Origin of the sequence: Martelella alba (genome assembly GCF_005217455.1) — a bacterium.
Classification (GTDB): Bacteria; Pseudomonadota; Gammaproteobacteria; order Enterobacterales; family Enterobacteriaceae; genus Acerihabitans.
Genome location: NZ_SZPQ01000075.1, coordinates 1 through 11541, shown reverse-complemented (window position 1 = coordinate 11541; position 11541 = coordinate 1). Strand labels below are relative to the sequence as shown.

At 52.1% G+C, this 11541-nt stretch carries 10 protein-coding genes and 3 pseudogenes; 10 read left to right on the top strand and 3 right to left on the bottom strand.

Features of this window, described 5'->3' with window-relative positions:
- Window positions 1-72: 72 nt before the first annotated feature.
- Window positions 73-450 (bottom strand): DUF2938 family protein, encoded by a 378-nt coding sequence (locus FCN80_RS27530; protein ID WP_136993005.1) that lies wholly within the window; start codon window positions 448-450, stop codon window positions 73-75.
- A 70-nt stretch (window positions 451-520) separates the two neighbouring features.
- Window positions 521-1759 carry a YbfB/YjiJ family MFS transporter gene (locus FCN80_RS24895; RefSeq protein ID WP_136993004.1) on the bottom strand — a complete coding sequence of 413 codons (1239 nt, stop codon included), beginning with the start codon at window positions 1757-1759 and terminating at the stop codon, window positions 521-523.
- Between the two features lie 294 nt (window positions 1760-2053).
- Between FCN80_RS24895 and FCN80_RS24890 the strand changes: the two are divergent.
- From FCN80_RS24890 to FCN80_RS24860, 8 genes and pseudogenes are all read left to right on the top strand, one after another.
- Window positions 2054-2723 (top strand): annotated as a pseudogene (locus tag FCN80_RS24890) (transposase).
- Window positions 2626-2913: pseudogene (locus FCN80_RS24885) on the top strand (transposase); the annotation flags it as partial. The pseudogenes FCN80_RS24890 and FCN80_RS24885, both read left to right, overlap by 98 nt.
- Window positions 2914-3738: 825 nt before the next feature.
- Window positions 3739-4029: an E492 group microcin gene (locus tag FCN80_RS27650; RefSeq protein WP_445081517.1), complete on the top strand. Its 291-nt coding sequence runs from the start codon at window positions 3739-3741 to the stop codon at window positions 4027-4029.
- A 537-nt stretch (window positions 4030-4566) separates the two neighbouring features.
- Window positions 4567-4797 (top strand): annotated as a pseudogene (locus tag FCN80_RS27325) (helix-turn-helix domain-containing protein).
- A gap of 449 nt (window positions 4798-5246) precedes the next feature.
- Window positions 5247-5963, top strand: coding sequence for an SDR family oxidoreductase (locus tag FCN80_RS24875; protein WP_136993003.1), 717 nt, complete (start codon window positions 5247-5249; stop codon window positions 5961-5963).
- A 60-nt stretch (window positions 5964-6023) separates the two neighbouring features.
- Window positions 6024-7136, top strand: coding sequence for an alkene reductase (locus FCN80_RS24870; RefSeq protein ID WP_136993002.1), 1113 nt, complete (start codon window positions 6024-6026; stop codon window positions 7134-7136).
- Window positions 7133-7417, top strand: coding sequence for a glutathione S-transferase N-terminal domain-containing protein (locus FCN80_RS24865; protein ID WP_230492940.1), 285 nt, complete (start codon window positions 7133-7135; stop codon window positions 7415-7417). The genes FCN80_RS24870 and FCN80_RS24865 overlap by 4 nt, the downstream gene beginning before the upstream one ends.
- Window positions 7408-7590 carry a hypothetical protein gene (locus tag FCN80_RS24860; protein WP_136993001.1) on the top strand — a complete coding sequence of 61 codons (183 nt, stop codon included), beginning with the start codon at window positions 7408-7410 and terminating at the stop codon, window positions 7588-7590. Before FCN80_RS24865 ends, FCN80_RS24860 begins: the two co-directional genes overlap by 10 nt.
- Window positions 7591-7685: 95 nt before the next feature.
- Here the strand turns inward: FCN80_RS24860 and FCN80_RS24855 are convergent, their stop codons facing one another.
- A complete protein-coding gene (locus FCN80_RS24855; RefSeq protein WP_136993000.1) occupies window positions 7686-9974 on the bottom strand; it encodes an FAD-dependent oxidoreductase in 2289 nt (762 codons plus the stop codon).
- Between the two features lie 64 nt (window positions 9975-10038).
- Here FCN80_RS24855 and FCN80_RS24850 point away from each other — a divergent pair, with 64 nt between their 5' ends.
- Window positions 10039-10725 carry a helix-turn-helix domain-containing protein gene (locus FCN80_RS24850; protein WP_136992999.1) on the top strand — a complete coding sequence of 229 codons (687 nt, stop codon included), beginning with the start codon at window positions 10039-10041 and terminating at the stop codon, window positions 10723-10725.
- Between the two features lie 451 nt (window positions 10726-11176).
- Window positions 11177-11541, top strand: a 365-nt coding sequence (locus FCN80_RS24845; RefSeq protein WP_136992998.1) for an MFS transporter, incomplete at its 3' end; no start/stop codon positions are given.

Genomic DNA, 11541 nt, shown 5'->3' with positions numbered 1-11541 from the left:
GTGTTAGACATGTATCCAAGCCTATCTCTTAAGTTAAGAGACTTCTACTGTCTGGTTTCGCAGGGGGCCTACTCATCCACCCATTCCAGGCATCAGGATCACTAACCCGGCTAGTGTACTGATCACGACGCCAATAAGAAAGAATGGAAATATTGTAGGGATGCTTATGAAATCTTCACCCCAGAAAAGTGGGAACATCGCGGCATAAACAATACCGACTAGATAATGGAAACTCCAACCTAAAGTACTCTCAGTTATGGTATGGGAGGAACTGTTTGCTCTATCAATAACAAGCCGCCCGGATGAAAGACCCAGGAGCCACCGGCCTACGGATGGCCAATGCGTTCCTGGCATCCAGCCTATTCGTGCAGCGATTACCGCCCATAAGTCCAGCACAATTGTTGAACCAATTCCAACGAATAACGTAAAGAACACTAATTGTGATATCATAAGCGATCTCCAGATGAATAATTGAATGAAACAAATACGCCAATGTCTAGGGTGGAATGAAAGAAAAGCATCATGGCCGTATAGGCCATTTCCATGTCAAGAATAAGAAAATAAATGCCCCGGCCAAGAGTGCTCCGGCTGCGATTTGTAGCGACCATGAAAACCCAGCCTCTTGACTATAGGCTAGACTTAGGAGCTCATTCACCATAGGAGGACCTGCGATTTGCCCCACGCTGAACAGAGCCGTGAGTAGCCCCATATAACGTGCAGCATGAAGAGGGCGCAGCCGCGTCACTTCGCGCATTGTGAAAAAGTTGATTGCGTTGAATGGAAGACCTGCTAATAGGCTACTGATGAAAAAGCCGGTAATCGTGGGAACGATCATTGCGCCAACGACACCGACTGACTCAAGTACATAACAAACAACGAGTGCCAAACGAGGATCCCTGACCCAGTCAATGCGAGCCACTAAGATGGACCCCGCAACCGCCGAGATTCCGAAAGTCGGCCAGAATAGATCGAGCCATATTGATGCTGACGGTGGTAGGGTTATGCGAGCAATGACAGGTAAGAAGGTTGCGGTAATAATATAACCGAATCCGGCAAGACCATAGGCTAGGGAAAACAAAGTCATTTCACCGACATTTTCCGGCTGACTCGATACAGGTGAGGCTTTGTGTTGCGATAACCTAGTGAAAGGGATCTCATCGGTGCGGAAGATACGCCAAATGAGAACAACAAGTAAAGTGGCAAATACGCCGAAACACATCCATCCGCTTCTTGACCCCCATCCGAGCTGAACCATGCCACTGACGGCAAGACCAGACAGGGTTATAGCCATTCCGACGCCGGTGAACATTATGCTGCCTATCGACACTCGGCCCTTAGCGCCGAGCAATGCAAGACACCATCGGGATGTATGGACGAGGACAACTGCGCTTACAACGCCCGCCAGAAACCGTAGAACAATCCATACAATATGGTTTTCGATGAGCATCCCGAAGGTTAGAACGACTGTCAGCAGCAATCCCCATCTGGTCAAAACAGCACTCGACCATAAAGGGGGAAGGCCCATACAAAGCATTGCCCCAGCCAGATAGCCTAGATAGTTTACACTAGCGAGCGTGCTGCCAAATGCCAGAGTAAGAACTCCATCATGGATCATCATCGGCAGGATTGGCGTGAAGGCAAAACGGCTTATCCCCATAGCAACGCCTAGGGAAATAGTACTACCAACTACAATGACCCAGATGGGAAGAACAGTTCCGGGATGTGGTGAATGTAAACAAGCATTCTTAACAGCCTTCATGTGCATATCCTTCAAACATAAATCCCTTTCCTGCTGGTCTGTATTGCCCGTAGCCCTTCCCTGCGGGGCTGTTGGTCGCAGTAATTTTTGGAGAAATCAATACGTATATACAAGCGTACCCACCCAGCCATCTATCTTTCAGTACGACGCTGATAAGGTATCATTCATTAAATCCATTTAATAATAGAATATCAACTAAAGCATAACATTTTGTAAATCATTTCATAATACATGGTAGTAGTGAACCGCCCCGGGAATCCTGGAGACTAAATTCTCAGTGAAAGGAGACCCGTCATGACATCAACATCTGATAATCGTTATCCACCAGAACTGCGTGAACGTGCAGTCAGAATGCTGCTGGAGCAACGTGATAATTATGCTTCTGCGCATGCGGCCGTTAAATCTATTGCCCCAAAAATAGGCTGTAGTCCCGATACTCTCCGCGCCTGGCCCCGTCAGCATGAACGGGACAGTCAGGCTGGCAATGGTGGGCCTTCCACCCGTGAGCGTCAGCGTCTTAAGCGCTGGAACGTGAAAACCGTGAACTACGGCGCAGTAACGATATCCTGCGCCAGGCCTCAGCCTATTTTGCGAAGGCGGAGTTCAGGAACTCTCCATCACAGCGTCAAAGGCTCTCAGTATGTGCCGCTGGCGTACGCGCAGCGGCTAAAGGACGCAGAGCTGCTGGCATCAACAGGCAGTGTCGGCGACTCATACGACAATGCGATGGTGGAAAGCATCAACGGGTTGTAGAAAGCGAAGGTGATACACCAGCAGAGCTGGAAAAGCCGGTCAGAAGTGGCGCTTGCCACACTGGAATGGGGTGGACTGGTATAATTTTCGTCGGTTGCTGGGGCGGCTGGGCTATATTCCGCCAGCAGAAGCAGAAGTTCAAAATCACCAACTGGCGCAACTACAACAACGCTCTTATCAACCGTGGCTCCATCGCCTTCTGGCTGAATGACGAGGCGATTCAGTCCTGGTATGAGTCAGCAACGCCGAGCTCACGGGGACGACCTCAGCGCCATCCTGACCTCGCCATCACTATTGTGCTGATCATTAAACGTGTATTCCGGCTGACACCGCGGGCCGCACAGGGTTTTATTGGTTCCATTTTTACCCTAATGGGTACCCCGCTGCGCAGTCCGCATTACGGTGTCAACAACACAGCTTAATAACCGTTTTACGGTCTTATATCAGTGTTGCTGACACTGTAAGTATCCCGCTTAAACAAGCCATTCACTTCAACGATCTTTCGACATACTGATTAAGTCCCGGTGAGGAGATCACCATGCGTAAAGTCCGATCCACTGAACACCAGATCATCGCCGTCCTTAAGTTCGTCGAAGCTACCCATGATTTCACTTTGACTAGGCTTAAACATAGCTTTAAGGCTACCTTGTATTTTAAGCGGGCCAAGGTGCCCGGATCATGAGGGGGCTAATACACGTTGACTCTTCCCCATAGCGCTTTTAAGTGCATGGTAATAATATTAATTTGCAGTAATTCATCCATGATGACGCCTTCAACATTCTACTGTCACGGTTTCTAGATTATCATATGATATAGACTATTCGGTTTAACGTGATGCAAAAATTTTTGCTCAAGTGTTACATATGACTTTTCCAATAACTTTTCGACTATTTTTTTCTTTAGTCAATTCTAGTAAACTCCTGTTGGCGTTGAATCACTTAGCATGGTGAATTATGGAATTTAATATTGGAACCCCCTTAACATATGTTCTTATAGCTTTATTTATCGATCTAACGAATAGTAGAGCAACTAACCAGGCATTTTATACAATAATATTTGGTCCCTTCCTAGCCAATATTTATATCTATCTATGTGCAAGAGGGTTCACTTTTGATAGTATCACGAAGGGCGAGGTATATAGCTTTTTTTACTCCTCGCTCATCACTATGATAAGCGCAATATTTATTTTTTTTATATATCGTTTCATTAAAAAAAGGAATTAATCTATGTTTAGATGCACATCAGGATCTGAGAATAAACAAATGGCATGCTCTATAGGACGTGACATGGCAATCGGGGCCGCAGGGGGGGCAGCAAAAGCCGGCCTCCCTGGAGCACTGGTTGCCGCCGGGAGCGCAGCGGTTCAAAATGTGGGACTTAGACTGATAGATCATGGGCCCGTCAATGTCCACATGCCTCAAGTTCCGATGAATCCCTCACACATAGGGAACAGCGGTAATAACAGCGGCGCGATGCCAAAATTTCCGATGGGGCCCTCATGGACAAACCATAGATAGCAGAATAGTCTCAAGGTAATATTTAACAGATGTCGTTAATAATTCTTTTCTTTCTTATTGAAGCCAACTGAAGCGTCCTCTTTTTTCAATATTGTATTAGGCACAGTGCGTCAATTACCGTTCAATTTAACCTTTCCGTTGGCCTCTATTTTTTCGCGCTGAATCAGCTAGATTGAAAACGCGATAATAAGGAAATATATATTAAGCATCTATTGGCCGTGGGAATGCTCCAGTTGTGCCTGTATCAGTACGTATCCAATATGGCACCCGCAATTCATCGGCGAAATAAACGACAAATCGATCGGTAACCCGACAAGAATGGGCGAAACCAAGCGGCGATGGGCTCTAAACGCTCTACACCAAATTCCCCCATGCCACCATCAGCAGCATCGGATCAATCGAACATACTGATAACCGGCAGAACAATCAAAAGTCACTTTGTCTTTATATTATTAGTCGATGCATTTGAAAATATTGTGTATCTCCTGAACGAAATTATCGCTGTGTGAGTGATTTTTTGTAAAATAACGGGGAGAAATGAAAAAAAACTGGCACCAAGCCGACATTGTCGCAGCGTTACGCAAAAAAGGAACCACCTTGGCAGCCTTATAACGTAAGGCAGGGCTGAGCTCAAGCACGTTGTCCAATGCCATGATCCGCCCATGGCCAAAAGGGGAATATCTGATAGCCGAGGAGTTTAACATCCATCCATCAGAAATTTGGCTCGGCCGGTATTATGACACGAACGGTAATTTGATTGACCGATAGGCATTAATCAGCAAGAGACGAAAGCCAGGTTAACGCTTTTACGTTACTGGCCTTCATTAAAAAAAAATTGAAGATAAGGAAACTGTGTATGATTAATTTTTAATCATTATAGCTCTAAAACATGTACATTGGCGCTATAAATGTTTGACGGCATCCCTTGCTTAGCGGATGCCTTAATCACTATTGAACGTGTCTCTTCAATTAACGATAGCAGGGAATAAATTATAACGATGAGAGCCATGGCGAATAAGCCACGGGCACAAGGCTACGTGCCCGTGCGGCAGAGGCCAGACTGCCGTGATCGACGATGTCGATGAAGATGCGAAGGTTGGTCAGAAGGTCCATAATTCATTTTAAATGAATAAAACCTTCAGCAATAAGACTCTTATCACGTCAAATAGTGTGCGTCTAATATCCAGTATTCATCTTTTGGAAACAAGGAGCGCAATATGAGTCAGAATTTAAGTGGTCAGAAGATACTCGTCATCGGCGGGTCGAAGTTTCTCGGCGAAGCGATCGTCCGTAAGGCCGCCGCCGCGGGAGCACAGGTAGTGATTGGCGCACGCGATCTCACCCAGGCGAAGTCCGTCGCCGACAGTTTGCCTGGTGGCAGCGCTGTCCACCTCGACATCACCGACGAGGCCACCGTCGCAGCGGCCGCAGCCGAACTCGGCAAGATCGATCACATCGTCATCACTGCCTCCGCCCATCACAACGTCCCGGTGGCGGAACTGGAAAAGGACAAGATCATCACGGCGTTCGACGCGAAGGTTTTCGGGCCGCTGCTGGTCGCCAAGCACTTCGCACGAAACTTGTCCAAGGCTGGGTCGATCGTTCTGTTCTCCGGCGTCGCGGCCTGGAAGCCGGGGGCACCCTACACGATCATGGGCGTGGCCAACGGGGCCGTCGCCTTCCTCACCACCCACTTAGCGAAGGAGCTTGCGCCGGTGCGTGTCAATGCGATCTCGCCGGGAATCATCAACTCTGGCACCTGGGACGTGCTGGGCGCAGAAACCAAGAAGGGACTACTCGACGGCGTCGCTGCCTCGGTGCCCGTTGGTCGTGCCGGTGTGAGCGACGACATCGTCAATGCTGTACTGTGGCTGCTTGGTGCCGGCTTCGTCAGTGGCGAGACGATCCACGTCGAAGGCGGAGCCCGCTTCTGATGAATGCCGGGGTTGAAGACATCATCTCTGGGACCCAACATTTCATGGAGAAACAGTAATATGGCGACACAGCCAGCAAACAAGCTTTACGAGCCCCTTCAGTTCAGGGAGTTATCGTTCAAGAACCGCATCGTGATGCCGCCGATGACCCGCTGCCGGGCGGCGCAGCCGGGCAATGTGCCGACCGCGCTGATGGCCGACTACTATGGCCGCCACGCCGATGCCGGCCTGATCATCGCCGAAGCGACCCAGGTTTCCGAGGACGCACAGGGCTATTCGTTCACGCCCGGCGTGCACAGCCCGGAACAGGTTGCGGGATGGAAGCTCGTTACCGATGCGGTGCATCGCAACGGCGGACAGATTTTCCTGCAGATCTGGCACACCGGCCGGATGTCGCATGCCGCGTTCCATCATGGCGAAGCGCCGTTCGCGCCGTCGGCGATCGCAACACCGGAAGGCACCACGGTCTGGATCGCCAATGAGGACGGCCCAAACGGCTCAATGCAGCGCTGCACGCCGCCGCGTGCAATGACGCTCGCCGAGATCAAGCGCGTGCAGAATGATTTCGTGCAGGCTGCTGCCAATGCCAAGGCTGCTGGTTTCGATGGCGTCGAACTGCACGGCGCCAATGGCTACCTGATCGATGAGTTCTTGCGCAAGAATTCCAACCAGCGTGACGATGCCTACGGCGGCTCACCGGAGAATCGCACCCGCTTTCTGATGGAAATCCTCTCGCGCATGGTGGAGGTATTCCCACCCTCGCGCATCGGCGTGCGCTTCGCGCCACACAACCAGTCACGCGGTATGGACGATGCCGACACGCCCGAGACCGTGCTGCTGGCGATGACGCGGATGGCGGCGCTGGACATCGGCTACGTCCACTTCGCCGAAGTGGATTGGGACGCCGAGCCGAACGTGCCGGAAGAATTCCGCGCCCTGGCGCGTGCCATCTTCCCGAACCTGATCCTCGTCGCCGGCAACTACACGCCGGAGCGCGCCGACTGGGTGCTGAACAAGGGTTATGCGGACCTGGTGGCGTTCGGCCGCCCGTTCCTGGCCAACCCGGACCTGCCGCGCCGCCTGCGCGAGGGCCTGGCGCTGACTCCGCTGCGCTCGGAATTCCTGTTCGGCGGGGGTGCGGAAGGCTACGTGGACTATCCGAGGGCCCCATGAAACTTTACGTCTATGACCACTGCCCTTACTGCGTGCGGGCGCGCATGCCATTCGCCCTGAAGAACATCCCCTTCGAGCCGGTGTTCGTGCCCAACGACGACGAGGACACGCCGATCCACATGATCAGCCGAAAGATGCTGCCGATCCTGGAGGATACCGACGGCTGCATGGGCGAAAGTCTGGACATCTGGCCGAACGGGGCGGCGTGCCGCTGGTCGGTGCGCTGCGCGCGGCGGAATGCGGTGATGCCTGAGCGGAGCGCGCACATACCATGCCGATGATCGACCGCCGCGCTGCTGGCGGTCGTGGACAGTATGCTGCTCAAGCACGGCGCTGGCAATCACGCGGCGAAAAACAAATTTCCATTATCTTTTGCAAAGCCTTATTTGTGCATCCCACGCTGGCCAGCGCCTGTCTCACGGAAAGTCATTCTGTTTTACGTACGGACTCTTGATTGTGTTGTTATACATATTTTAATCTTTTTTAAACACTACGCCCTGATACATAGGGAGCCGGCTTGAAGGCCGGCCTCTTTAAGAAAGACCGTTCTCAGTCCTCAGCCTGGCTGGTTTGACGGCGCGGGATGCAATGTATGGCAAATACGCCAGCCACACCGCCGTGGGTTGCGCGAATACGCAAAACCACTTGGCGGACCGGCCGGTCACTCGCGACAATATGTTTGCGCCAGGACTGGCAGTTATCTTCCACCTCGGCAATCAGCCGTCCATCGGCCCACAGCGAATAGGACTTCACGCAATGTGGACTGACCCTTTCATGATGACCCCATTGCGCCGTTTCCATGGCATGGTCGAAATCATTATCGAACATCAGGCCTATCTCACCCATCACGATGGGTTCGGCCAAGGACAGCGTCAATTCCGGCGCGGGATCATTGCGGTCCGGCACCCAGGCATGGGTATGATCGCTTGGTCGCATCGCCCCGTCGATAACCGCTTCAGCGCTATACGCCCGTAGCGGTGGGTCAAATATGACGGCCGGTATCTGTTGCATCGGGCGCCGCTGGGGTAACCAGAAATCAAATTCCTCAACCCCGTAATCACCATTGGCGATTTGCCGGCTATTTTTAGCCACTTTATTGTTTACCCGATGCCACAGGGTTTTTATCGCCACCGTAAAGTCATCGCTAAGGGCGAAGCGTACCGAGGGATTTCGCGCCAGCGTCAGGAAAAGATAACGGTCTTCCCCAGCGCAGTAGTCAAATTGCAACGTATAAGAACTCACGCCGGGACGACAATTTAGCATCTGCTCGCCCAGTGTGATTTCAGGCGTATGATTGAAAGCCTTTTCACTGGTCAGCAAGGTTACCGGCAGAATGCAGGCCTCATCCGTCGCCAGTGTAATGGTCATGATCGGCAGACGTTCGCCGGCGCGAAGCGGCAGCATGAGTGCGCAGCTTTCCTCCAATGCCTGATAACGACCATTGGCCGACAACTCCGACAGACGTCGGACGGATGACGCCCTTACAGTCGCCTTGGGCAGGAGGGTCAGCCGGCGACGGGGAATGTAACTGCCGTTTTCCATCAAACGGTCCTGCAACTGCGCGATATGCCCCGGTTCCGACAATTGCCGCGGCGTCCAATCCCGAACGGCACACAAGGCTGCGGCTTGACCTATTACATGGCCGTTTTGCCCACAGGTGCACATCACCCTGGTGCTGCCCAGAGCCACGTGGCTAACGGAAATGATTCGCCCGGCGATGAAGAGATTGTCGATGTCCCGGCTGTATAGCGAGCGAAACGGAATGGTGTAAATGCCTTTGCTGTGAAATTGCAGGCAGGCGTCAAGTTTGCTATAAACGCCGTCGGCGGGGTGCAGATCGATGGACCAGCCGCCGAAACTGACGGCATCATAGGCATCCCGCTGTTCGATGATATCTTTTTGCTGCAGTATATAATCGCCGATGAAACGCCGGCTTTCTCGTTTACCCGGGATAAGCCCTACCCAGTCCAGGGTCAGATTGGCCGCATCGGCAAATTCACCGCTATTTTTAATATAATTCCAAACTCCCCAGACAATCCTCCAGAGTTCCCACTTGATTTGCTCGCTATCATGCACGGTATCGAGCCGTCCACCCCATTCAAGCCACCAGAGATCGCAGCCGTTGAGCGCCGAAGTCAGCCTCTTGTAACGGGGAATTTCGGTGATATCCATCAAAGCGAACGACGGCGGGACAAACTCAACCGGTTCAGACGTATGGCGAGTATAAAAATAAATGGAATGGCCGAGCAGATGGCCGAAATGTTCATGAGGCGCCATGCCCTCATCGAACTCCTGGCGTTCCTCCGATCCCACCCGGAACGCCGCGCCGGCCAAAAACCCCACGATTCCGTCCCCCGTGGCGTCGCAAAAACGCGGCGCACTGAAACGATAACGGGTTTCGTTGATACTGTTGAAACCACACAGGGCCCGGATATGGCCGTCATTGCTTTCGACGGATTGGATAGCGGTATTCAGAAATAACTGGATATTTGATTCGCGGCTGACCAAATCCAGCAGCACCATATCAAAAATCACCGGATTTCCTTGGCGGTTACGATAAAGGTTCAGTTCAAGGATTTCCCCCATCACGCCGCCTTCGCGCGCCCAGCGGTTATTATTACCTAAGTGCGACGTTGCGCCGAGCGCCCATAACCTGACTTCGCTGGAAGCATTGCCGCCCAAAACCGGACGATCCTGCACTAGTGCCACCTTCAGTCCCTCCCGCGCGGCGGCGATAGCCGCGCAGACGCCGGACAATCCGCCGCCGGCAACCACAAAGTCAACATCAATGGAAATCCGCGGCAACTCACGGTGATCCGTGCTGGCAGAGATAAGCATGACTACTCCTTAAGAAATAACGGGTATTCTGTTAATATTCACGGGTATCCCATAGGAGAACACCATGTCTTCACAGCCCAACCAAAGCCTAATCGACGGTATTCGCTGCTTGCAATATCTGGCGACCTGCGGCCGCGCCATCGGTTGCCGCGAACTGGCACGCGATCTGAATATGAACGCCAGCCGCGTGAACCGTTTACTCATGACCATGTCCGGTATCGGCTTGACCCGGCAGGATGAAAAAAGGCGTTACCTGCCCGGTTCCGGTATTCACGCTCTTGCCGCCCAGGCTATGCGGGGTTCCAGCCTGTTCCGCAAATCTCTGGAGGTATTGACAGAGCATGCGCCGCACGATCATGTGGTGGCGCTCGGTGTTCTTTGGGAAAACAAAGTGGTTTACCTGTACCATTCAAAACCCGGCCAGCATGATTATCAGGCGTTGGTGGATTACCAGATCCAACCGGCGCATCTTTCTGTGCTGGGCATTGTCCTGCTTGCCGATTACACCGATGAACGTCTGGCGCAGGTCCTTGAAAAAGAGGAACTGGTGTCTGTCGCGCCCCTGATCGCGCAATATCGGCAACACGGCTCCCTGTTATGGCGACGGGAAAACGGTGAATGCAGTTTTGGCGTCAGGATTCAGTCTGCCGACCAGACCGCATTGGCGTTTTCGGGGCTCTATAACCTCAATGAGCAGCAGGTTGAGGAGAAGCGTAACGCCCTATTGGCCCTTGCGCATTTGCTCGAATAGCCTTTGCGCGAGTAAGAAAGACACCTCGTTTCTTCGCTATTTTTCACACTCTTGTTTCTATAATAGAGATACTAGCAATGCTTTTCGTCGCTTGCATCACATAAAACAAAGAAATGTGATCCAGGCCCGTTTGGCTCCCGTGGGTTTACAGGCCAAAATCGTCTTGGGGAAGCTCTTTGGCACAGGCATGGAAGAGAGAAAATGACCGGTTGCTCCCCCCGGCCGAACCCGGCATAAGGTGTCTGATCCTTAGCCATCACCCGATTATTTCTTTTTTCTATCCCCGCCGTGCTTTCCCCACCCATCAGCAGGCCTAATATTTCCATAGTGATCACATTTCTATTAGAGAAACATTGTAATGCAAACAATGTTTCTATAAAAGAAACATATCTTGACCCAATTCGCTGTCTGGGCAGGTTCTCATCCACATTACCTTTGAAGGAAAAGTCTTATGGCAGAACAGCCGCTTGCCGCCTCCACGGCGTCGGTACGTGCGGGGCATATGCGTTTTCTGGTGCTTGGCCTGGTTTTCATCAATATCATTATCAACTACATAGACAGGACCAACCTCTCGGTAGCCGCCACGCAAATGGCCGCCGACCTGAAGTTCACCCCCCTTCAGATGGGGCTTATTTTTTCCGCGTTCGGCTGGATTTACGCGGCGCTGCAGATTCCCGGCGGTTTCCTTATCGACCGCCTGGGTTCCCGCATCATCTACAGCGTCGGATTATTTGTTTGGTTGAACCGCCCCGGTTTTCCGGGAGAGTGTTTTGTCTGTGAACTCAGGCTGCCAGATCACCGTTTCCGATGGAAGCG

Coding starts and splice junctions, on each gene's coding strand:
- FCN80_RS27530 (WP_136993005.1), bottom strand. CDS start 450: ATGATATCACAATTAGTGTTCTTTACGTTATTCGTTGGAATTGGTTCA.
- FCN80_RS24895 (WP_136993004.1), bottom strand. CDS start 1,759: ATGAAGGCTGTTAAGAATGCTTGTTTACATTCACCACATCCCGGAACT.
- FCN80_RS27650 (WP_445081517.1), top strand. CDS start 3,739: ATGTTTAGATGCACATCAGGATCTGAGAATAAACAAATGGCATGCTCT.
- FCN80_RS24875 (WP_136993003.1), top strand. CDS start 5,247: ATGAGTCAGAATTTAAGTGGTCAGAAGATACTCGTCATCGGCGGGTCG.
- FCN80_RS24870 (WP_136993002.1), top strand. CDS start 6,024: ATGGCGACACAGCCAGCAAACAAGCTTTACGAGCCCCTTCAGTTCAGG.
- FCN80_RS24865 (WP_230492940.1), top strand. CDS start 7,133: ATGAAACTTTACGTCTATGACCACTGCCCTTACTGCGTGCGGGCGCGC.
- FCN80_RS24860 (WP_136993001.1), top strand. CDS start 7,408: ATGCCGATGATCGACCGCCGCGCTGCTGGCGGTCGTGGACAGTATGCT.
- FCN80_RS24855 (WP_136993000.1), bottom strand. CDS start 9,974: ATGCTTATCTCTGCCAGCACGGATCACCGTGAGTTGCCGCGGATTTCC.
- FCN80_RS24850 (WP_136992999.1), top strand. CDS start 10,039: ATGTCTTCACAGCCCAACCAAAGCCTAATCGACGGTATTCGCTGCTTG.